The sequence below is a fragment of the Mycobacterium sp. DL genome, assembly GCF_039729195.1.
Taxonomy (GTDB): domain Bacteria; phylum Actinomycetota; class Actinomycetes; order Mycobacteriales; family Mycobacteriaceae; genus Mycobacterium; species Mycobacterium hippocampi_A.
In genome coordinates this window covers 5975506-5996313 of sequence record NZ_CP155796.1, presented here as the reverse complement: position 1 = coordinate 5996313, position 20808 = coordinate 5975506, and the positions used below count along the sequence as shown (strand labels likewise).

The 20808-nt window shown below is 66.5% G+C and carries 22 protein-coding genes; 15 read left to right on the top strand and 7 right to left on the bottom strand.

Going from position 1 to position 20808, the window contains the following annotated elements; all coding sequences use genetic code 11:
- The first annotated feature begins 18 nt into the window (after nucleotides 1-18).
- From ABDC78_RS28540 to ABDC78_RS28525, 4 genes are read left to right on the top strand one after another with little or no spacing between them, the layout of a single operon-like run.
- A complete protein-coding gene (locus tag ABDC78_RS28540; protein WP_347133263.1) occupies nucleotides 19-819 on the top strand; it encodes a class I SAM-dependent methyltransferase in 801 nt (266 codons plus the stop codon).
- Complete coding sequence (locus tag ABDC78_RS28535) at nucleotides 816-2171, top strand: ATP-grasp enzyme (RefSeq protein ID WP_347133262.1); 1356 nt, start codon at nucleotides 816-818, stop codon at nucleotides 2169-2171. The genes ABDC78_RS28540 and ABDC78_RS28535 overlap by 4 nt, the downstream gene beginning before the upstream one ends.
- Nucleotides 2172-3215, top strand: a complete 1044-nt coding sequence (locus ABDC78_RS28530; protein ID WP_178358150.1) for a D-alanine--D-alanine ligase — start codon at nucleotides 2172-2174, stop codon at nucleotides 3213-3215.
- Entirely contained in the window at nucleotides 3194-3967 is a 774-nt protein-coding gene (locus ABDC78_RS28525; protein WP_256735968.1) for a TauD/TfdA family dioxygenase, read from the top strand. The genes ABDC78_RS28530 and ABDC78_RS28525 overlap by 22 nt, the downstream gene beginning before the upstream one ends.
- Before the next feature lie 26 nt (nucleotides 3968-3993).
- On the opposite strand, the gene ABDC78_RS28520 is transcribed toward ABDC78_RS28525, so the two are convergent.
- Both ABDC78_RS28520 and ABDC78_RS28515 read right to left on the bottom strand, forming a co-directional pair.
- On the bottom strand, nucleotides 3994-4866 hold the full coding sequence (locus ABDC78_RS28520; protein ID WP_178358151.1) for a universal stress protein: 873 nt from the start codon (nucleotides 4864-4866) through the stop codon (nucleotides 3994-3996).
- Nucleotides 4867-4909: 43 nt separating this feature from the next.
- A complete protein-coding gene (locus tag ABDC78_RS28515) occupies nucleotides 4910-5812 on the bottom strand; it encodes a universal stress protein (protein ID WP_178358152.1) in 903 nt (300 codons plus the stop codon).
- A 135-nt stretch (nucleotides 5813-5947) separates the two neighbouring features.
- On the opposite strand from ABDC78_RS28515, the gene ABDC78_RS28510 reads away from it, so the two are divergent.
- Nucleotides 5948-6331 carry a DUF202 domain-containing protein gene (locus tag ABDC78_RS28510; protein ID WP_178358153.1) on the top strand — a complete coding sequence of 128 codons (384 nt, stop codon included), beginning with the start codon at nucleotides 5948-5950 and terminating at the stop codon, nucleotides 6329-6331.
- A 1-nt stretch (nucleotide 6332) separates the two neighbouring features.
- On the top strand, nucleotides 6333-6680 hold the full coding sequence (locus ABDC78_RS28505; protein WP_178358154.1) for a DUF202 domain-containing protein: 348 nt from the start codon (nucleotides 6333-6335) through the stop codon (nucleotides 6678-6680).
- Here ABDC78_RS28505 and ABDC78_RS28500 read toward each other — a convergent pair.
- The 5 genes from ABDC78_RS28500 to ABDC78_RS28480 all read right to left on the bottom strand — a co-directional run bounded on the left by ABDC78_RS28500 (nucleotide 6677) and on the right by ABDC78_RS28480 (nucleotide 10285).
- The gene (locus ABDC78_RS28500; protein ID WP_178358261.1) at nucleotides 6677-8023 is read right to left on the bottom strand and encodes an MBL fold metallo-hydrolase; all 1347 of its coding nucleotides are present in this window, start codon (nucleotides 8021-8023) and stop codon (nucleotides 6677-6679) included. The genes ABDC78_RS28505 and ABDC78_RS28500 overlap by 4 nt on opposite strands.
- A 26-nt stretch (nucleotides 8024-8049) precedes the next feature.
- Nucleotides 8050-8457: a DUF302 domain-containing protein gene (locus ABDC78_RS28495; protein ID WP_178358155.1), complete on the bottom strand. Its 408-nt coding sequence runs from the start codon at nucleotides 8455-8457 to the stop codon at nucleotides 8050-8052.
- 21 nt (nucleotides 8458-8478) lie between these two features.
- Nucleotides 8479-8748 (bottom strand): metal-sensitive transcriptional regulator, encoded by a 270-nt coding sequence (locus ABDC78_RS28490; RefSeq protein WP_178358156.1) that lies wholly within the window; start codon nucleotides 8746-8748, stop codon nucleotides 8479-8481.
- Between the two features lie 62 nt (nucleotides 8749-8810).
- The gene (locus tag ABDC78_RS28485; RefSeq protein WP_178358157.1) at nucleotides 8811-9686 is read right to left on the bottom strand and encodes a sulfite exporter TauE/SafE family protein; all 876 of its coding nucleotides are present in this window, start codon (nucleotides 9684-9686) and stop codon (nucleotides 8811-8813) included.
- A gap of 5 nt (nucleotides 9687-9691) precedes the next feature.
- Complete coding sequence (locus ABDC78_RS28480) at nucleotides 9692-10285, bottom strand: rhodanese-like domain-containing protein (protein WP_178358158.1); 594 nt, start codon at nucleotides 10283-10285, stop codon at nucleotides 9692-9694.
- A 192-nt stretch (nucleotides 10286-10477) separates the two neighbouring features.
- On the opposite strand from ABDC78_RS28480, the gene ABDC78_RS28475 reads away from it, so the two are divergent.
- The 9 genes from ABDC78_RS28475 (at nucleotide 10478) to ABDC78_RS28435 (ending at nucleotide 20808) form a co-directional block, all read left to right on the top strand.
- Nucleotides 10478-11857: a rhodanese-like domain-containing protein gene (locus tag ABDC78_RS28475; protein ID WP_178358159.1), complete on the top strand. Its 1380-nt coding sequence runs from the start codon at nucleotides 10478-10480 to the stop codon at nucleotides 11855-11857.
- Between the two features lie 18 nt (nucleotides 11858-11875).
- Entirely contained in the window at nucleotides 11876-13075 is a 1200-nt protein-coding gene (locus ABDC78_RS28470) for an FAD/NAD(P)-binding oxidoreductase (RefSeq protein WP_178358262.1), read from the top strand.
- 30 nt (nucleotides 13076-13105) lie between these two features.
- Nucleotides 13106-13510 (top strand): thioredoxin, encoded by a 405-nt coding sequence (gene trxA / locus ABDC78_RS28465; protein WP_178358160.1) that lies wholly within the window; start codon nucleotides 13106-13108, stop codon nucleotides 13508-13510.
- A 75-nt stretch (nucleotides 13511-13585) separates the two neighbouring features.
- On the top strand, nucleotides 13586-14170 hold the full coding sequence (locus tag ABDC78_RS28460; RefSeq protein WP_178358263.1) for a redoxin family protein: 585 nt from the start codon (nucleotides 13586-13588) through the stop codon (nucleotides 14168-14170).
- A complete protein-coding gene (locus tag ABDC78_RS28455; protein ID WP_178358264.1) occupies nucleotides 14167-15042 on the top strand; it encodes a cytochrome c biogenesis CcdA family protein in 876 nt (291 codons plus the stop codon). Before ABDC78_RS28460 ends, ABDC78_RS28455 begins: the two co-directional genes overlap by 4 nt.
- Before the next feature lie 156 nt (nucleotides 15043-15198).
- Entirely contained in the window at nucleotides 15199-16497 is a 1299-nt protein-coding gene (locus ABDC78_RS28450) for a dicarboxylate/amino acid:cation symporter (protein ID WP_178358161.1), read from the top strand.
- A gap of 83 nt (nucleotides 16498-16580) precedes the next feature.
- Nucleotides 16581-17222 (top strand): universal stress protein, encoded by a 642-nt coding sequence (locus ABDC78_RS28445; protein WP_347133261.1) that lies wholly within the window; start codon nucleotides 16581-16583, stop codon nucleotides 17220-17222.
- The gene (locus tag ABDC78_RS28440; protein ID WP_178358162.1) at nucleotides 17222-19939 is read left to right on the top strand and encodes an HAD-IC family P-type ATPase; all 2718 of its coding nucleotides are present in this window, start codon (nucleotides 17222-17224) and stop codon (nucleotides 19937-19939) included. Before ABDC78_RS28445 ends, ABDC78_RS28440 begins: the two co-directional genes overlap by 1 nt.
- A gap of 17 nt (nucleotides 19940-19956) precedes the next feature.
- Nucleotides 19957-20808 carry a universal stress protein gene (locus tag ABDC78_RS28435; protein WP_178358163.1) on the top strand — a complete coding sequence of 284 codons (852 nt, stop codon included), beginning with the start codon at nucleotides 19957-19959 and terminating at the stop codon, nucleotides 20806-20808.

Genomic DNA, 20808 nt, shown 5'->3' with positions numbered 1-20808 from the left:
CCTCGTGGACCGAGGCCGGTGACACCGTCGACCATTCTCGCCGAGGAGCTGTCCGAGTTATGCCGACTGCTGGACGCGGCCGACGCCGACCCCACGGTGCGAGACCGGTTGTATCGGGCACGGGACCTCGCTGCCGGCCTCGATCCCTACCTCGCCCAGTGCACGACGCCGGAATCGGCTGCGCTGGCCGATCTCGCACACCGAACACGTGAGATCAACTGGGATGCAGAGCCTTCCGGAGGCCGACTGGAGCAGGAAATGCTGTCGGGACATGTCGAAGGTCAACTGCTGAAGTTCCTGGTGCATCTCGCCGGTGCCCACAGGGTGCTCGAGATCGGGATGTTCACCGGGTACTCGGCGCTGGCGATGGCCGAGGCGGTGCCGGATGACGGCACTGTCGTGGCATGCGAGGTCGATCCCGGTGCTGCCCGCTATGCGCGGGAGTGCTTTGATGCATCCCCGGTGGGCCACAAGATCACCATCGAACTGGCGCCGGCGTTGGACACACTGCGGCGCATGGAGAACGCCGGCGCGGCGGCGTTCGACTTCGTGTTCATCGACGCGGACAAGGCCGGCTACCTCAACTACGTGGAGTTCCTCATCGAGAGCACGTTGCTCACGCCGAGGGCGGTGATCGCGGTCGACAACACCCTGATGCAGGGCGAGCCCTACAAGCAGGATGGCACGCGGACGGAGAACGGGGCCGCGATCGCCACATTCAACGCCGCGCTCACCTACGATCCGCGCGTCGAGCAGGTGCTGTTGCCCCTACGCGACGGTGTCACCCTGATCCGGCGGGCACCGGATCGATCAACGTGACCGCCGTTGCGCCCGTGGCGGTTTCCAGTTCGGCCGCGGAGGTGCAGCACCCCCGTCGCAGCGATGCGGGAAAGACCTGCGCAACGCTGCTTGCTCTGCTCGCCACCCTGCCGATCGATCTCGCTCTGGTAGGTCTCGCGCTCCTGCGTCGAGTGCCGGATCCGGCCGGGACTGCGGGCGACGGGCGGACCGTGCTGATCAGTGGCGGCAAGATGACCAAGGCGCTGCAGTTGGCGAGGGCCTTCCATGTCGCCGGGCACCGGGTGGTTCTGATCGAATCGGCGAAGTACCGCCTCACCGGTCACCGTTTCTCCCGGGCGGTGGACGCGTTCCACTGCGTGCCCGAGCCCACTGCGAGCGGATACGCCGAAGCGCTGCTCGACATCGTCCGGCGCGAGCGCGTCGACGTGTTCGTCCCGGTTTCGAGTCCGGCGGCGAGCCTGCACGATGCCCGCGCCCGACGACTGCTCGACGGCGTCTGCGAGGTGGTGCACGCCGACGAAGACATGGTCCGCATGATGGATGACAAGGCTGCGTTCTCGAAAGCCGCTGGCGCCCTGGGCCTGCGGGTGCCCGACTGGCGGCGGATCACCGATCCGCAGCAGGTGGCGGACTTCGACTTCCCCGACGGGCGCAGCTACATCCTGAAGCGGATCGCGTACAACCCGGTGGGGCGCCTGGACCTGACGAGGCTGTCCGCCGAGACTCCGACGAAGAACGCCGAATTCGCCCGTGCGCTGCCCATCTCGGACAGCGATCCGTGGATTCTGCAGGAGTACATCGAGGGCCAGGAGTACTGCACCCACGGGACCGTCAGGTGCGGCAGGCTGCAGGTGTACGGCTGCTGTGAGTCCTCGGCCTCGCAACTGAACTACGCGATGCTGGACAAGCCCGAAATACTCTCGTGGGTGGAGCATTTCGTCGGCGAGGTGGGCGTCACCGGACAGGTCTCCCTGGACTTCATCGAAGCCGCCGACGGCCACGTCTACGCCATCGAGTGCAATCCGCGCACCCACTCGGCGATCACCATGTTCGACAACCACCGGCAGGTCGCGGCGGCCTACCTCGATGACGGCCATCCCATGGTCACGCCGCGGCCCGGCGCCCGCCCGACATATTGGATCTACCAGGAACTCTGGCGGCTGCTGACCCAGCCGGGACGCCGCCGCCACAGGCTGGCGACGATTCTGCGAGGGAAGGACGCGATCTTCACCTGGTGGGATCCGTTGCCCTACCTCATGGTTCACCATGTGCAGATCCCGGTCCTGCTTCTGGGCAATCTACGCAGACGCCGTGGGTGGACCAAGATCGACTTCAACATCGGCAAGCTCGTCGAAGAAGGCGGGGACTAGATGGCGTCGATTCTGCACCTGGTCGGATCTCCGGTGGACGACTTCCACGCCGAACTGTCGCGACTGTACGCGGGCGCGTGCATCGAGGCCCTCTCCGCGCGCACCTCACACACCATGCATGTCGCCTACGTCTCTCCGGACGGGACGTGGCGGTTCCCTGCCGATCTCCGCACCGAGTCGCTGTCAGCAGCAGTCCGGATGACGGCGTCGGAGGCGATCAACCATCTGGGTGTGCTCGGCATCGACGCGGTGGTACCGCAGATGTTCTGCCTGCCCGGAATGACGACCTACCGCGCGCTGTTCGACTTTCTCGGTATCCGATACCTGGGCAACCCGCCGGACGTGATGGCGATCGCGGCCGACAAGGCCAAAACCAGGGCGGTGGTGGCCGCCGCCGGCGTGGCGGTACCCGCCGGGGCGGTGGTGCACCCCGGTGACGACCTGCCGCTGCCGCTGCCGGTCGTCGTGAAACCGGTCGCCGCGGACAACTCCGTCGGGGTGTCGCTCGTCCGGGAACCCGCGGAGTACAAGGCCGCCCTCGACGCCGCCGCCGCGCACAGCGGCGCCGCACTCGTCGAGTCCTACGTGGAACTGGGTCGAGAAGTACGGTGCGGCATCGTGGTCCGCGACGGGGAGATGGTGTGCCTGCCGCTGGAGGAGTACGCGGTCAACCCGGACACCAAACCGATCCGCGGCCGCGACGACAAGTTGGCCCGCGACGGCGCCGGGGAGCTGTATCTGGTTGCCAAGGACGATTCCCGGGCGTGGATCGTCGTCGACGACGAAGCCCTCACCCAGCGGGTGTGGGCGGCGGCCCGGGAGTGTCACATCGCGCTCGGCTGCCGGCACTACAGTCTGTTCGACTTCCGCATCGACCCCGACGGCCGACCCTGGTTCCTGGAGGCAGGGCTGTACTGCTCCTTCGCACCCAGCAGTGTCGTCGCCGTGATGGCCGCAGCCACCGGGATGGGCGTCGCCGACCTCTTTGAACTGGTCCTGGCCGAACTGGGACGGGAGACGCCATGCCTGACATCACCACGATGACTCCAACGGGGGTGCGCATCAACGACTTCCGGGTCGGAGCGCTCGACGAACACGCGGTGGCCGACCTGCGGCGATTGCTGGCCGAACACGGCGTCGTCGTGATGCCGTCACAGGACATCGACGACCGGCGGTTCCTGGAGTTCCTCCGCAGCTTCGGCCCGACGATGTTCACCGTCGGCGAGACGCCGGTCCCCGGATTTCCCGAGCTCAACGTCATCAGCAATGTCGGGCGGACCACGCCGCCGCGATCGACGTTCCACACCGACACCAGCTATGTGCGGAAACCGCCGAGCTACACCGCATTACGGGCCGTCCACGTCCCCGCCCGCGGCGGACACACCCTGTTCACCAACCAGTACACCGCGTACGAGACGTTGCCGGCTGACTTTCGTGACGACCTCGCGGGACGTCACATCACCCACGTGGTCACCGGCCTGGATCTGGGCGCAGACGACGAGACGTCGGCGGTGCATCCGATTGTCCGCGTGCACCCCATCTCGCGGCGCAGATATCTCTACCTCTCCGCGCCCGGCCGTTGTGCACAGGTGAGCGGCATGTCCGCGGAGCAGGCCGGCGTCACCATTGCCCGACTGTTCGAACACTGCACGCACCATGACAACGTCCTGCGCCACGCCTGGGCCCCGGGTGACGTCGTCATGTGGGACAACCGCTGTGTGCTGCACCGCGCCGATCATGACGGCGTCGTCGGTGACCGGGTCTTTCATCGCGGCATGGTCGTTGAGCAGCAATAGCGGGCGCTTCGTCGAAGTCGCCAGTCCTAGAGTGCTTCCCACGTGCCCGGGACCACCATGACCGGCCGCTCGGCCTTGTGCAGTGTGGCCATCGCGACGCTGCCCAGCATGACCTCCCGTGCCATCGAGCGCCCCCGTGATCCCACGACGATCACCGCCGCATCCCGGTCGGCGGCACAGACGATCAGCGCGTCCGCGACGGCATGCGCCCGCAATCCGCGACCCCGTTCGACCCGCAGACGGGTGACCTTCCGGCCGCCCAGGATGTCGGCTTCCACGGGCGGCGGGTCGGTGTCGGTGTCGGTGTCGACGGAGACCAGCAACACGTCGCGCTCCGGGAACAGTCGCGCGGCCGCCGTGAACGCTGCCTCTGCGCCGGGCGAGCCATCCCATCCGACCACCAGCGGCCCGTTCGAGAGGGCGGCGTGCTCCGCGGCCAGCATCGGATGGGGGACGACGACCATCGGGCGTGCGCTGTAGTGCACCACCAGGTCAGACACGCTGCCCAACACCGCATGGGTGCCACCGAGGCCGCGGGAACCGACCACGACGAGGTCGGCATCCACCTCCTCGGCGGCCTGGGCGATCCGCCAGCCCTCCCCGCCCCAGGTCCGTTTCAGCAGCGCCTGCGCGTCCCACCCGGCGGCGCCGGCCAACGTCACGCCCATGGCCACCACCCTCTGGGCCTCGTGCTCACCATCCCGCTCGATCATCGCGACCAGGTCGTCGAGATCCCGGGCGCGGGCGCGTAACCGTCGGCGGACCTTGTCACTGGCGAACGGCGGTACCCACAGATAGGTGACCAGGGCGTGCGCCCCCGGGAACAGCAGCCCCCCTGCTTCGATCGCGGACCCCGATTCGGGTGAGCCGTCGTAACCCATGATCAGGCGGAGCGTCATCGCCGACCTCCTCGACCGTCGATATCGTGAATGATCCTCAGCGTCAATGGTCCTCGGAGTTGCGGGCCACTATCACCGGGATCATTGCCGAGTGCACGACAGCCCGGGCCACCGAACCGAGCAGCATGCCGGTGAAGCCGCCGCGGCCGTGGCTGCCCACGACGATGAGCTGAGCGTTCTGAGCTGCTTCGAGCAGTCGCGGCGCCGGTCGGTCACTGACCACGATCTTGTGGACGGTGACATCGGGGTACCGGTCGTGCCATCCGCCGAGCCGTTCGGAGAGCAGCTCCTGCTCCTGCTCCTCGACATTGCGCCACTCGATCGGCGCGAAGTCCGTCGGTGGAAAGCCCAGAGAACCCATGTCGGTCCACCCGTGCACCGCGACCAGGTCCACTCCGCGCCGGGATGCTTCGTCGAAGGCGATCTCGGTGGCCAGTTCCGAGGCGGGTGACCCGTCGATGCCCACCACCACCGGCGCCGATGCAAGGGGGGTGGGATCGGCATCGTGGATCACCGCGATCGGGCAATGCGCGTGGTGAACCAGGCCGGCGCTGACCGAGCCGAGGAGCGTGCCGGCAACCCCGTCATCGCCGCGGCGGCCCACGACGACCATGGTGGCGGACCTGGACAGGTCGACAAGTGCCGGGATGGTCGGCTTGTGCACCACCTCGGTCGTCACTGACGAGGCCCGGCCAGGTGCCACGGCGTCGACGGCGATCTTGTGAGCCTGTTCGAGGATCCGGGCGGCCTGCTCTTCCTGCATCTGGGAGTAGACCGCCGCCGGGAACGGCGACCACCCCTGCGCGACATAGGTCAGTGGGGCGACGACGTGCACCACCTTGAGCGACGCGCTGTGCATGTCAGCGTCGTGGGCAGCCCACAGGACCGCCGCGGTTGATGAGGGTGAACCGTCCACAGCGACGACGATCCCGCTTTTCTGGGCCATATCGCTGACGTTAGGCAGCGGCGGTCGACACCAGTAGGGGCGTTGGTCCTCAACTCGGGGGCGACGGCGGATCGTGGATGGCACGATGGCGATCTACGGTGGTCCGACGATGAACACACCAGGGAAGGCGGTCGGGTGAACCTCCGCGACGACGATCAATCGGCCGCATCCCGGGATGAACAGGAACCCGACTACCGCTTCACGCTGGCGAACGAGCGGACCTTCCTGGCGTGGATCCGCACCGCGCTGGCGCTGATCGCAGGCGGTATCGCCGTGGTGCAGTTCGTCCCGTCCTTCGGGATACCCGGAGTGCGGCACGGCCTCAGCGTCGTGCTGACGGCCGGGGGCGGACTGTTGGCTGCGCTGGCGGTGCGGCGTTGGCAGCGCGTGCAGACCGCGATGCGGCGCGAAGAGGACCTGCCGACCACGTATGTGCCGCTGCTTCTGGGCGGTGCCATCTTCGCCATCACCGTCGTGGTTCTCGTGATTCTGGTCGTCTGGCCGCCGGGTGGGCGGTGAGGTGTCCCGCCGTGAGCCGTGGAAGCCCGGTCTTCAACCCGAACGCACCCTGTTGTCCTGGGAGAGAACCGCATTCGGTTTCTTGGTCGGCGGCGCCCTTGTACTGCTGCGGGAACACGGACCGCTGGGGCCTGGACGGACGGCGCTTGCGCTGACCGCGACGCTGCTCGCGTTGCTCGTCCTCGCGCTGGGTTACCGGCGATCGCACCACATCAGAGACAGCCCGGTGGTCGCGGGACGAACGGTCATGTCCGCCCCGCGCACCGAGGTCCTGCTGATCGGTGGTGTCACGATCGCGTTCGCCACCGCGATCGTCGTCGTGCTGCTGTACTCCGTGATTCTGGGCTAGCGCACGAGACCCAACTTCTCGGCCTGCTCGAAAGTGTCGTCGACAAGGACCACGGTCCGCTCGGAGCGGTCGATCATCGAGGCGGCGATGGAGGAGCGGTACCCGGAGGCGCAGTGCACCCACACCTCGCCGGCGGGCACCTGGTCGATACGCTCCGCGACCTCGTGCAGGGGGATGTTGAGCGCGCCCGGGATGTGGCCGTCGTCGAACTCGCCACTCTGCCGGACGTCGAGCACAGCGGGTCGGCCGGCGTCGAGTGCCTCGGCGAGATCAGCGAAGTCCGCGACACGATAGGACCGCAACGGCCGTCCGGCCGCGAGCGTGTGGATCTCTCCGACAGCGGATCCTGTCACGTTGTCGACACCGATGCGCACGAGTTCGCGTCGCGCATCGGCGATCTGGTCGACATCCGCGCCGATGAGGGTCAGCGGCGAACCCCACGAGTACAGCCAGCCGAGGTAGGTGACGAAGGACTCCGACAGCTCGAAAGCGACGGTGCCACCGAGGTGTCCGGCCGCAAACGCGGTGCGCTGACGCAGGTCCACCACCCACTCCCCGGCGTCGATACGCCGCCGCAGCTCGTCGGGATCGACCGGTTCCGGCAGTGACAGATCAACCGGGTCAGGTCCCTCGGAGTTGATGACGCCCATGTGCGCGTAGTACGCGGGGTAGGCCGATAGCCCGGCGATCAGCTCGTCGACGTAGCTCTGTTCGTCCTGGGTCAGGGCGGGATTGTCCTGGCGCTGTTCGGCAATGGTGGACGAGTCGCCGCTGGCGGGGGTCGCCGAGCAGAAGCTGCCGAACCCGTGTGTCGGATAGACCGGGGTGTCATCGGGCAGTTCGGCGGCGAGTCGGCGCACCGAGTGGAACTGTGCATGCGTGAGCGCCTCGGTGTGCTCGGTGCCGAGGAGGTCGGTGCGCCCGGTCGTCCCGTGCAACATCGATCCGCCGGTGAATGCGCCGACCACGTTGTCGCCGGCGTCGCGAAGCACATAGCTGACGTGATGGTGGGTGTGACCGGGGGTGTGCATGACCTGCAGTCGAACTGGGCCGGCATCGATGACGTCGCCGTCGACGACGGCACGCCGTCGGTAGCCCACCTCGTCACCGGCGGGCACCACGTACTCGGCGTCGGCGCTCCGGGAGAGCTCGAGGCCGCCGGTCACGTAGTCATTGTGGATGTGTGTCTCCAGCACGTGGGTGATCTTCACCCCCCGCTCGCGGGCGAGGTCGACCACGCGGTCGATGTCGCGTTGCGGATCGATCACGACGGCGATCCCGTCGGCACTGATCAGGTAGCTGCGATCTCCGAGCCCGCTCGTCTCGATGATGGCCACATCGATGTCGCTCCTGTGGTCCGGCACTGTCATCAGCGGTCGGCCCCCAGCGAGTCGAGCGCCGCCCGCAGCTTGGCCGCGGCTTCTTCGGCAACCTCACGAACACCGGGCTCATCGGAGAGTTGGACCATCACCTGAGGATCCATCGCGTCGACGATCACCGCGTCGCCGCCGGCGGTGGTGTCGGCGCGCACGGCGACGTTGCAGGGCAGCAGCAGGCCGATCTGACGGTCGGCGTTCACCGCTCGGTGGGCCAGCGGCGGGTTACAGGCGCCGAGGATCAGGTAGTCCTCGATGTCCTCGCCGAGCTTGGCCTTCAGCGTGGCCTTCATGTCGATCTCGGTCAGCACCCCAAAACCTTGATCCGCCAATGCTTTGCGGGTGCGATCAACAGCGTCTTCGAACGTGGTGTGCAACGTCGTGGACAATGCGTAACTCATGATTTCCTCCTGGTTGTCTGATCAGGCAAGTGCCATGAACAATTTCTCCAGCTCGGCTTCGGTCATCGGTTGCTTACCGTCGTGGGACTCGCCGGTAAGGCATTCCCGCATGCCGGTCGCGACGATCTTGAAGCCGGCCCGGTCCAGCGCGCGCGACACCGCAGCCAGCTGCGTGACGACGTCCTTGCACTCGCGGCCCTGTTCGATCATCGAGATCACTCCGGCCAGCTGGCCCTGGGCCCTGCGAAGCCTGTTGAGCACCGCGGCGATTGCGTCCTCGTCTCCGACCATGGTTGTGTCTCCTCTCTCCGACAGTAGGACCATGGTACCCGTGGGGGTATTCCCGATCGTCCTCATGCGGCCGCCGTTCCAGCGGTGCGGGCGCCGGTGAGGCGACGCAGCGGACAGCGGGCGTAACGCGTGCAGACGAACGTCATCACGGCGGATACCGCGGTGAGCGCCGCGGCGACGAGTCCGACGCTCGGGTGGATCTCCTGGGCCAGGATCACCGAGGACATGGCCAGCACGAACCAGCCGAACGCCTTCCGTAACACCTCGGGGTCGACCTTCGCGGTCAGGCGGGATCCGAGCAGTGCGCCCGCCACGGCGGCGGCGGTCACCGCGAGCGCGACCGTCCAGTTGATCTGGACGCTCGACAGGTATCCGCCCAGACCGGCGAAGGACTTCATGGCGATGACGATGAGCGACGTGCCGACCGCGATCGGCATCGGCAGCCCGCCGAGCAGCGCGAGAGCGGGCACGACCAGGAATCCACCGCCGGCGCCGACCAATCCGGTCACCAAACCGACGATGAGTCCCTCTGCGACGATCTTGGGGACCGGCAAGCGGTGCGATCCTTCGGTGACCTCGACGTTCTTCCGCCCGCGGAGCATCGCGACGGCGGTCGCGACCATCATCACGGCGAAACCGATGAGCAGGACGGTGCCCGGGATGAAGCGCGCCAGTAGACCGCCGCCGAAGGCGCCGGCCATGCCCGCACCGCCGAAGATCAGACCGGTGCGCCACTGCACACGACCGGCCCGTGCGTGCGAGATCGCGCCGATCGCGCTGGTGACGCCGACGACCAGCAGCGAGGTTGCGATGGCCTGTTTGGCGTCCATGCCTGCGACATAGGCCAACAGTGGGACGGTCAGGATCGACCCTCCGCCGCCGAGCAATCCGAGTGCAATGCCGACGAATACGGCAAGGCCGATGGTGAGCGCGATCATGTCGATCAGCTCGCTTTACCCGGGGCGGTCGTGCTGCCGACGAGTTGGGAGACGATCGTGTCGGCGTCGCAGGCCGCGCCGCGGTTGTACGGCAACTTCGACAGCATCATGCCCATCGCGCAGGTGTTGGACAGCGCTGCGAACGTCAGTCCGCCGCCGATCGCCCCGGCCACCCATTTGAGTTTGGGTGCGGCGACACTGCCCAGGATGGCGCTGAGCACGATCGACCCGGCGACCAGACGGACCTGGCGTTCGAGATCCCAGCGTTGCGGGCCGCGGTTGACCGCGAACCCGCGGGATTCCCAGGCGGTGATGCCGCCGTCGAGGATGTGCACATTGGTCAGTCCGGCGTGGCGCAGCGTCTCCTCGGCCTGGCCGGCACGTTGGCCCGAGCGGCAGACCAGGACGACATCTTCGTCGAGGTGCTTGATGATCTCGTCGCGGTGCTCCCGCAGCAGGTCCAGCGGCACGTTGTAGGCGCCGGCGATGTGTGCGGTCTCGAACTCGCCGGGGGTTCGGACGTCGAGCACCCGTGGCGGTGCAGCGGAATCGAGTAGCTCGCTGAGGTTCTGCGAATCGATGGTGGCAGGTGCGGCCATGTCGAGGTCCTTTCGGGGTGGCGTTTCGGCCATAGTGACCGATACCAGGGGGGGTATGTGCTGGCTCCATGATATGCATACCCCTGGGGGTAAACGCAAGCAGGAATATTTATACCCCCGGGGGTACTTGACATACCCACAGGGGTATAGGCACGATGACAGCATCCCCCGCCGAACGAAAGGGCCACCGACATGAAATTCATCCAGTACTACTTGGACTGCCTGTCCCATGCGTCGTACTTGATCGCCGACGAAAAGACCGGACGTGCAATCGTTGTCGATCCCCAGCGCGACGTGGGCGAGTATCTCTCCGACGCCCGGGAGTTCGGTCTCTCGATCGAACTGGTCGTCGAGACCCACTTCCACGCCGACTTCCTGTCCGGCCATCTGGAACTGGCCGAGGCCACCGGCGCCAAGATCGTGTACTCCTCGGTCGCCGAGACCGAGTTCGAGTCGATGGGCGTCGCCGATGGTGAACGCTATTCGCTGGGCGAGGTGACGCTGGAGTTCCGCCACACCCCGGGACACACGCCCGAATCGATGAGCATCGTGGTGTACGAGCACGCCGACGACGAGGTGCCCTACGGCGTGCTGACCGGCGACGCGCTCTTCATCGGCGATGTCGGTCGCCCCGACCTGCTGGCCTCGATCGGCTTCACGCGCGAGGAGCTGGCCGAGAAGCTCTACGACTCGCTGCACAACAAGCTGATGACGCTGCCCGACGCCACTCGCGTGTACCCGGCGCACGGCGCGGGCTCGGCGTGCGGCAAGAACCTGTCGACCGATCTGTGGTCGACGATGGGGGAGCAGAAGGAGACCAACTACGCGTTGCGTGCGCCCGACAAGGCGACGTTCATGAACCTGGTCACCGAAGGTCAGCCGCCGGCGCCGAGTTACTTCGTCTACGACGCGATCCTCAACCGCAAAGACCGCGAACTGCTGGACCAGACCAAGATGCCGACCGCGATGACCTACGAGCAGGTGCTCGAAGCGATCGAGGGTGGCGCGGTTCTGGTGGACGGGCGCGGCCCGGAGGAATTTGCGTTGGGGCACCTGCGCCAGGCGATCAACATCGGTCTGGAGGGCCGCTACGCCGAGTTCGCCGGGTCGGTGCTGCGCTCCGACGTCGACGTCGTGCTGTTCACCGAGCCGGGTCAGGAACTGGAAGGCAAGAACCGGCTCGCCCGGATCGGTTTCGACCGGGTCATCGGCTACCTCGACAAGCCCTTCGAGGTGATGTTCGCCCACCGCGACGACGTGCAGATCGCATCCCGGTTGACGGCCAAGGCGTTCGACCAGCGCGCGTCAGAGCTCGCTGATCTGCAGATCGTCGACGTGCGCAACCCGGGTGAGGTCGAAGCCGGCACCATCCCGGGTGCGATCGCCATCCCCGTCGGCCAGCTGCCGACCCGGCTGGGCGAGCTGGATCCCGCCAAGCCCACGGTGGTGTACTGCGCCGGCGGGTACCGGTCCTCGGTGGCGGCGAGCCTGCTGCGGCAGAACGGATTCGTCGATGTCAGCGACATCCTGGGTGGCTTCGGCGCCTGGGACGACGCCCACCAGAGTGCCTGAGCGGCTGAGGAACCGACCATCGTGAACACGAGACATCAGATCCTCATCGTCGGCGGCGGCAGTGCCGGAATCTCGGTTGCCGCCCGGCTGCTCCGCAAAGGCCACTCCGACGTCGCCGTGATCGAGCCGTCCGACATGCACTACTACCAGCCGCTGTGGACGCTGGTCGGCGGCGGTCAGGCACAGGCGTCGACGACCGCACGGTCGGAGGCGTCGGTGATGCCCAAGGGGGCGACCTGGATCAGGAATGCCGCCGCGACCGTCGATCCCGACAACAACACGGTCACGTGCACCGACGGCGCGACCTACTCCTACGACGTGCTCGTCGTCTGTCCCGGGATCCAGTTGGACTGGAACCGCACCGAGGGCTTGCAGGACGCTCTCGGCACGGACGGTGTGTCCTCGAACTACCGGTACGACCTGGCGCCGCGCACGTGGGAGCACATTCGCGACCTGCGTTCGGGCAGTGCGGTGTTCATGATGCCTTCGGGTCCGATCAAGTGTGCCGGAGCGCCGCAGAAGATCGCGTACCTGGCCAGCGACTACTGGCGGTCCCAAGGAGTGCTCGACGACATCGACGTACACCTGGTGGTGCCGACACCCCGGCTGTTCGGCATCCCGGCGATCGCCGACAGCCTCGACGTCGTCGCAGCGGACTACGGAATCACGGTGCACACCAACGCCGAGGTGACCTCTGTCGACGCGGCGTCGCACAAGGTCGGTGTGACCGGAGTCGGCGAGGGCGGACCCGGCACCATGCTGTCCTATGACGTGCTCCATGCCGTGCCACGTCAGTCCGCGCCGGACTGGATCAAGTCGAGCGTGCTCTCGACCGGGGACGGGGGTGGCTACGTCGAGATCGACAAGCACAGCATGCAACATGTGCGCTATCCCAACGTGTTCAGCCTCGGCGACGCCGGATCGTCACCCAACTCCAAGACCGGAGCGGCGATTCGCAAACAGGCGCCGGTGGTCGTCGACAACATCGAGGCCTTCCTCGAGGGCCGGCCACTGGTCGCCCGCTACAACGGATACGGGTCGTGCCCGATCGTCACGTCGTCGCACTCGATGTTGTTGGCGGAGTTCGACTACGACCTCAACCTCACGCCGTCGTTCCCGTTGATCAACCCGACCAGACCGCACCGGAGCTTTTGGTACCTGAAGAAGTACGGGCTGCCGTTCATGTACTGGAATCTGATGCTCAAAGGTCTCGCCTAGGAAATCTCTACCCGGAGAAAGGACACTGCAATGACAATCAATGCCAAACCCATCAACGCAACGAACATCAACAACCTGACCTACGACGACTTCGAGCCCACGGTAACCGACAATCCGATTGTCCTGGTGGACTTCTGGGCGTCCTGGTGTGGCCCGTGCCGCGCTTTCGCGCCGGTCTTCGAGCGGTCGGCCGCCGCGCATCCGGACGTCGTGCACGCCAAGGTCGACACCCAGGCCGAACGTGACCTGGCCGCCACGCTGGACATCCGCTCCATCCCGACCGTGATGGCGTTCCGTGACGGTGTGCTGGTGTACAGCCAGGCCGGTGCGATGCCGGCGGCGGCACTGGAAGATCTGATCAGCCGCGTGAAAGCACTGGACATGGCGCAGGTCCGCGCCAAGATCGCGGCGCGGAAAGGGTCCGCGTCGGCGTAACGCTTCCGGCCGGTTCGGACACCGTCACATTGATGACAATGGCCAAGCAGCTCCTGCTCATGTACTGCTTGGATGATGCCGTCCGCGCGAAGTAGGAGAGGTCTGACAGTGCGAATCAGGTATGCAGTTGCGGCGCTGGGCGCCACCGTCAGCGTCGCTGCGGGATGCGGCGGTTCCGCGGAGACCACCGAATCGGTGGCTGCGGGAACGGCTCCCACAGTGGCGTCCGAGACGACGGCGAGCGTCGCATCGGTGCCGGCTCAACTCGACTTCGTCGCCCAGACCGTCGGTGGACAGAAGTTCTCCGGACAGACGCTGGCCGGTAAGCCCGCTGTGTTCTGGTTCTGGGCGCCGTGGTGCCCCACCTGTCAGCGAGAGGCACCGGAGGTCGCCGAGGCCGCGCGCGCCAATCCCGACGCAACATTTGTCGGCGTCGCGGCCTTGGATCAGCAGCCTGCGATGCAGGAGTTCGTCGACAGATACGACCTGGACTTCTTCACCAACATCGCCGACATCGACGGCGCGGTATGGCAGCGGTTCGGCGTGACTGCGCAACCGGCCTTTGCGTTCGTCACGGCAGACGGGTCGGTCGACGTCGTGCCCGGCACCCTGGGCGCGCCGGCGCTCAACACCCGGATCTCCACCCTCGTCAACCCCTGATGGACGGAGGAGCCGTCGGGTTCGCCATGGCCGCGGGACTGGTCGCGGCCCTGAATCCGTGCGGCTTCGCGCTTCTGCCGGGATACCTGGCTCTGGTTGTGGCCGGCGAGGGCGGTGCGCCTCCCGGTCGCCTCGCCGCGGTGGGCCGCGCGCTTGCTGCCACGGCGATGATGGCGACCGGCTTTCTGGTCGTCTTCGGATCGTTTGCACTGATCTTGGCGCCCTTCACCGCCGTGATCCAGCAGTACCTGCCGGTCTTCACCGTGGTCATCGGGGCCGTGTTGGTCCTGCTCGGGGCCTGGATGCTCAGCGGCCGGGAGCTGACCCTCGTTCTCCCGAAGGCCCGAAGCGGTGCGCCCACCGCGCGGCTGGGCTCGATGTTCGGCTACGGCGTGGCCTACGCGGTGGCCTCGCTGTCCTGCACGATCGGCCCGTTCCTCGCGGTCACCGGCTCGACCTTCCGGACGGGCTCGATTCTGGACGGGGTCACCGCCTACCTGGCCTATGCCGCAGGCATGGCGTTGCTGGTCGGTGTCCTCGCCACCGCGATCGCGCTGGCGGCCGGGCCGGTCACGAACTGGCTCCGCGGCGCGACAGGCCATCTGAACCGGATCGGCGGTGTGCTGCTGCTCGCGGCCGGTGCGTATGTGGCGTACTACGGCGTGTACGAACTGCGAGTGATCGGCGGTGGGTCGGCCTCGGACCCGCTGATCGAGGCTGCCGCACGGGTGCAGGAAGCGATGTCAGCGGCCGTCGGCGCCATCGGAATCCTGCCGCTGCTGGTGCTTCTCGTCGTGATAATCGGCGCCGCCGGGGTCTTCCGATGGCGCCGAGTCGCCCGCCGTCGGAGGACGACGGCTGCTGAAGGCTGAACCGCACGGGACGGCGATGCGGTAACGCGCACGAAATCTGGTCGCCACGTCCAGGTATCCCGGTCGGCATAACGTTCCGCTGATCCAACGCTGCCAATCGGGGTCCGCGGCGCGGCAGTCGAATCGTGGTGCCGGACCCCTTTTTCGGAGGTACGTATGAAGTCGCTGTCACATCCCGCGGTCCAGATCGGTCTCGCTGCGATCGGCGGCATCCTCTTCGGCCTGCTGGTCGGGGAATGGGCGGCCAATCTGAAGTTCGTCGGCGACATGTTCATCCGGCTGATCCAGATGGCGATCGTGCCACTGGTGATGACGTCGGTGATCGTGGCGACGGGATCGATGACCGGGACGGGCACCGGCAGGATCGCCTTCCGCACGTTCAAGTGGATGCTCGGCTTCTCTTTCGTCGCAGCGGTTCTGGCATGGGCGCTGAGTGTCCTGATCCGGCCCGGCGCGGGAATCGTTTTCGGCGAGGCGGTCGACCCGAGCCTGGAGGGGTCGGTCGACGAGGCTCTGGGTTGGCAGGAGACACTGCTCAACTTCGTCTCGACGAACATCTTCGACGCGATGTCGACGGCGACGATGGTGCCGATCATCGTGTTCTCGCTGTTGTTCGGAGTTGCCCTGCGCACTCAGATCAACAAGACCGGCGACACGCGGGTGCTCACGTTCATCGATCAACTCCAGCAGATCGTGCTCACCATGATCCGATTGGTGATGTACATCGCGCCGCTCGGCGTGTTCTGTCTGTTGGCACCGCTCGCAGGGGATGTCGGCTTTGCGGTGGTGACCACCGCCCTGAAATACCTTGGTACAACGCTGCTCGGGGTGCTGATCCTGTTCGCGCTGTTTGTTGTCGTCGTCACGGCACGTACCCGTCTGAATCCGTGGAAGCTGCCCGGCAAGCTGGCCGAACAGACCGCGATCGCCGTCACCACAACGAGTTCGGCAGTCACCTTCCCCACGGTGCTGAGGAACACCGTCGAAAAGATCGGTGTCAGCCAGAAGGTCGCCAACTTCACGCTGTCGGTGGGGCTGACGATGGGCTCCTACGGGGCGGTGCTGAACTACATGATCGTGGTCATGTTCCTCGCGCAGTCGGGCAACATCGATCTGACCATCGGCCAGATCGTGCTGGGAATGGGCCTGGCGATCCTGCTCAACATGGGCACCGTCACGGTCCCCGGCGGATTCCCGGTGATCGCGATGTTCCTGGCGGCATCACTGGATCTTCCGGTCCAGGCCATCGGTCTGATGATCGCGGTCGACTGGTTCACCGGCATCTTCCGCACCTTCCTCAACGTCAATGGAGACACCTTCGTGGCGATGCTGGTCGCCAACGCCGACGATGAGATCGACCACGATGTGTACAACGGCACGAAGACGGTCACAGCCGAGGACATCGACCTCGAGGAGTACCGCGACGTGATGGCCCGCGCCGACCAGGCCGATTGACCGAAGACCAGGGCACAAAGTCCCTACGCTTGACCGTCGGATGAGACTGGAAGGGCATCGCCAGTTCTGGAAACCTCGAAGGTGTGGACACCACCCTCGTCGTCGTACTGGCCGCCGCGTGGATCATCGTGGGGCTGCTGTCCGGACTCTGGATGGCCCGCCACGGACACGATCCGTTGTGGACGTTGATCGCGGTGGTGTTGGGACCACTGTTCGTCCCCATTGCGATGGAGCGGGTGCAGCGTCGTCCCAGCGTCGCCACGTTCGGCAGTAGAGGAGCCCCGCCCCTCAGATCGGATGCCACTCCCGGATTGCGCGTGTTGGTGGGCTACGACGGGTCGGCCGAGGCTGAACGCGGGCTCGCGACCGCGCTGCGACTCTTTGGGCCGCATTGCGGACTGCTGGTGCTGGCCGAAGTCGTGCACTACGAGACAGCCGAGAACGCCACCCGCACCGACCTCGAGGCGGCCTCAGAGCGCCTGGCCGGTCTGGTGGATGGTGCCGAGATCGTCGGTGTGGTGCACACCGAGGTACTCGCCGGCGCGCCCGGCCCGACGCTACGCGGGTTCGCCGAACAGCAGGACATGGATCTTCTGGTGGTCGGGCGGCGCGGGCAGGGCGTGTCCACCCGTCTGCTGGGAAGTGTCTCGGCCGACATCATCCAGCACTCCAAGGTGCCGGTGCTCGTCATCGAACCGGAGGACGACTCGGGCGGGAAGAGCTGATGGCGGCGCCGGCACCCGTCGCGATGAGCGCGCACCACGGTATGTCGGGCCATGAGGTCGTTCTGCTCTTGGAGACCGATCCGCATCGCGGGCTCAACGGTGACGAGGCCACCGAGCGTGCCCGACGCTTCGGCCTCAACGTGCTCCCCCAACCGGCCGGTGCGGGGCTGCTGGTGCGAATCCTTCGCCAGTTCCACCACCCACTGATCTACGTCCTGCTGGTCGCGGGTGTCGTGACCGCACTGCTGGGTGAGTACGTGGACTCCGCCGTGATCTTCGGTGTGGTGTTCGTCAACGCCGTCGTCGGATACATCCAGGAGTCCAGGGCCGAGGCGGCGCTGCAGAGCCTGCGGGCGATGGTCCACACCGTGGCCAGAGTGGTTCGTGACGGCCGTGAACGCACTGTCGAGTCGGAGCAACTCGTGCCGGGTGACCTGGTGCTCGTCGAAGCAGGCGACAAAGTTCCCGCGGATATCCGGCTGCTTCGCCAGACCGAACTGCGCGTGGACGAGTCGGCGTTGACCGGTGAGTCGGTGTCGGTACCGAAGGACGACGTCGTACTCCCCGACCCGACCGTGGTGGCGGATCGCCGGAACATGGTTCACTCGAGCACCTTGGTGACGGCGGGCACAGGTGCGGGCATCGTGGTGGCCACGGGAGCGGAAACCGAGATCGGGGAGATTCACCGGCTCGTCGGCGCCGCAACGACATTGGCGACCCCACTGACCGCGAAGCTCGCCCAGTTCAGCAAGGTGCTGACCGTGGGAATCCTGGGTCTGGCCGCGCTCACCTTTGCGATCGGACTGTTGCGCAGACAGGACGCCGTGGAGACCTTCACCGCGGCGATCGCGCTCGCCGTCGCGGCGATCCCCGAAGGCCTCCCGGCCGCCGTGACGATCACGCTGGCCATCGGAGTCTCGCGAATGGCCAAGCGCCGGGCGGTTATTCGACGTTTGCCTGCTGTGGAAACCCTCGGCAGCACCACGGTCATCTGCGCCGACAAGACCGGAACCCTCACGGAGAATCAGATGACGGTGCGGGAGATCTGGACGGCCGACGAGTGGGTGCAAGTAACCGGTTCCGGATATGCGGTCGACGGGGTCTTGCTCACGCACGACGGAAGACCGGCGTCGATCGAGACGAACGCCGCGCTGCGATGGACGCTGCTTGCCGGAGCGGCCTGCAACGACGCCGCTCTGACGCGCGCCGGTGAGCGGTGGGACATCGTCGGGGATCCGACCGAAGCGGCCATGCTGGTCGTAGCAGCCAAGGCCGGTCTCACTCCGGAGAGCCGTGCCGAGAGCTTTACCCGAGTCGGGGCGATCCCGTTCAGCTCGGAACGCCAATACATGGCCACCCTGCACAGGTCCGATCGCGACGACGATGTGGTGCTCGTGAAAGGCGCAGTCGAGCGGATGGTCGAACTGTGCAGCACGCAGATGTGTGCTGACGGATCGTGCCGGTCCATCGATCGCCCGGCGGTGCTCGAAGCCGCAGAAGGGCTTGCCGCCAAAGGGCTTCGGGTGTTGGCGATCGGTGTCGGCCCGTCGGGCGACCCTGTTGAGTTCACCGAGAACGCGCTCGTCGGTTCGATGACGCTGACCGGTCTGCAGGCCATGCTCGACCCGCCCCGAGCGGCCGCCACATCGGCGGTGAGCGTATGCCACTCCGCGGGCATCGCGGTGAAGATGATCACGGGTGACAATGCCGGCACCGCCAGCGCGATCGCCGCGGCAGTGGGGGTCCTCGACGACCGCACGGGCACCCACGGAATGGTGTTGACGGGTGCGGATCTCGCCGCGCTGCCGTCCGAGGAGTTCCCCGAAGCGGTTGAGCGGGCGAGTGTCTTCGCCAGAGTCTCGCCAGAGCAGAAGCTGCGACTTGTCGAGGCCTTGCAGGACAAGGGTCACGTCGTCGCGATGACCGGCGACGGCGTCAACGATGCGCCGGCGTTGCGGCAGGCGAACATCGGAGTCGCGATGGGTGCAAGCGGCACCGAGGTCGCCAAGGACGCCGCCGATATGGTGCTCACCGATGACGACTTCGCGACCATCGAGGCGGCGGTCGAGGAGGGCCGGGGAGTCTTCGACAACCTGACCAAGTTCATCACCTGGACCCTGCCCACCAACATCGGTCAGGGCCTGGTGATCGTCACGGCGATCGCGCTGGGGACATCGCTGCCGATCCTGCCGACTCAGATCTTGTGGATCAACATGACCACTGCCGTAGCGCTCGGTCTGATGCTCGCATTCGAGCCGAAAGAGGCGGATGTGATGACCCGGCCGCCGCGCGACCCCGGCCAGTCTCTGCTCACGCGCGCGCTCGTCGGGCGGATTCTGCTGGTGTCGACTCTGCTGGTCGCCGGCGCGTGGTGGCTCTTCGAATGGGAACTGGCCAACGGGGCGACATTGCCCGAAGCGCGTACCGCAGCGATCAACGTGTTCGCGGTCGTCCAGTCGTTCTATCTGTTCAGCTGTCGCTCGTTTACCCACTCCGCATGGCGCATCGGATTCTTCACCAACCACTGGCTCATCGTCGGGGTGGCTACGCAGGCCATCTTGCAGCTCGCGATCACCTACCTGCCTGCGATGAACACGGTGTTCCAGACCGCGCCGCTGGACGTCGGAGTCTGGCTGCGCATCCTGGCGATCGCCGTCGTCGTCAGCGTGGCCGTCGGCGCGGAGAAGTGGCTACGGGCGCGCAGAACGGCCCAATGAAATGGAGAGGAGCTGGAATGGGGGTCGCCGATACGCCGCCCAGGCATATTCTGGTCGCGACCGACTTGTCGCCGTGGGCGGGGATGGCGGTGACCCGAGTCGCCCAACTATCGCGTGAACACGGCTCTGTCTTGACCGCATTGCTCGTGCTGCCGGCCGAAATCGGCGAAGAGAATGCCGATCGTGCGATCAATAGCCTGGAAGCACACCTCGCCGATCACCTTGACGGCGCCCCAGTGGACATCACGATCCGCCGGGGAACGGCGGCCCGCGAGATCGCCAGCGCGGCAGTGGACTGCGGGGCCGACCTGGTGGTCGTCGGGGCGCACGGTGCACATTGGCTGGCCGACGCGTTCTTGGGCAGCACTACCGAAAACCTGGTGCGGATGAGCCCCGTCGCCGTCCTGCTGGTGAAGAAGCCCGCCGAGGGCGCATACCGCAAGGTCGTCCTCGCCGTGGATACCTCCGCGACATCGGCCGATGCCGCCCGGTTCGCCTCGGGGCTGACGCCCGTCGCGGAACACAGCGTCTTCCATGCGTGCACCGTGGTCGGTGAAAACCTGTTGCGGATGAACGGAGTCGGCGAAGAGGAGATCGAGGAACTCCGGCGAACCTCTACCGAAGTGGTCCGCGAACATATCGCGCGACTTGCTGACGCACTGCCCACACCCTTGAAGGAGGTTGTCATCACATCGGGCCACCCCGCGACTCGCCTGGTGGAGGTGTGCCACGCCTACGCTGCCGACCTGGTGGTTGTCGGGACAGGTGCGCGTTCACCGGTGTCGTACGCACTTCTCGGCAGCGTTGCCCAACAGGTGATGCGCCAATCACAATCCGACGTGCTCGTTGTACCGGCAGTGGACGGCTGA

Excerpts from the sequence above, each read along its gene's own strand:
- ABDC78_RS28530 (WP_178358150.1), top strand. The coding sequence starts at position 2,172 with ATGGCGTCGATTCTGCACCTGGTCGGATCTCCGGTGGACGACTTCCAC.
- ABDC78_RS28525 (WP_256735968.1), top strand. The coding sequence starts at position 3,194 with ATGCCTGACATCACCACGATGACTCCAACGGGGGTGCGCATCAACGAC.
- ABDC78_RS28520 (WP_178358151.1), bottom strand. The coding sequence starts at position 4,866 with ATGACGCTCCGCCTGATCATGGGTTACGACGGCTCACCCGAATCGGGG.
- ABDC78_RS28515 (WP_178358152.1), bottom strand. The coding sequence starts at position 5,812 with ATGGCCCAGAAAAGCGGGATCGTCGTCGCTGTGGACGGTTCACCCTCA.
- ABDC78_RS28495 (WP_178358155.1), bottom strand. The coding sequence starts at position 8,457 with ATGAGTTACGCATTGTCCACGACGTTGCACACCACGTTCGAAGACGCT.
- ABDC78_RS28490 (WP_178358156.1), bottom strand. The coding sequence starts at position 8,748 with ATGGTCGGAGACGAGGACGCAATCGCCGCGGTGCTCAACAGGCTTCGC.
- ABDC78_RS28485 (WP_178358157.1), bottom strand. The coding sequence starts at position 9,686 with ATGATCGCGCTCACCATCGGCCTTGCCGTATTCGTCGGCATTGCACTC.
- ABDC78_RS28480 (WP_178358158.1), bottom strand. The coding sequence starts at position 10,285 with ATGGCCGCACCTGCCACCATCGATTCGCAGAACCTCAGCGAGCTACTC.
- ABDC78_RS28475 (WP_178358159.1), top strand. The coding sequence starts at position 10,478 with ATGAAATTCATCCAGTACTACTTGGACTGCCTGTCCCATGCGTCGTAC.
- trxA (WP_178358160.1), top strand. The coding sequence starts at position 13,106 with ATGACAATCAATGCCAAACCCATCAACGCAACGAACATCAACAACCTG.
- ABDC78_RS28460 (WP_178358263.1), top strand. The coding sequence starts at position 13,586 with ATGCCGTCCGCGCGAAGTAGGAGAGGTCTGACAGTGCGAATCAGGTAT.
- ABDC78_RS28450 (WP_178358161.1), top strand. The coding sequence starts at position 15,199 with ATGAAGTCGCTGTCACATCCCGCGGTCCAGATCGGTCTCGCTGCGATC.
- ABDC78_RS28440 (WP_178358162.1), top strand. The coding sequence starts at position 17,222 with ATGGCGGCGCCGGCACCCGTCGCGATGAGCGCGCACCACGGTATGTCG.
- ABDC78_RS28435 (WP_178358163.1), top strand. The coding sequence starts at position 19,957 with ATGGGGGTCGCCGATACGCCGCCCAGGCATATTCTGGTCGCGACCGAC.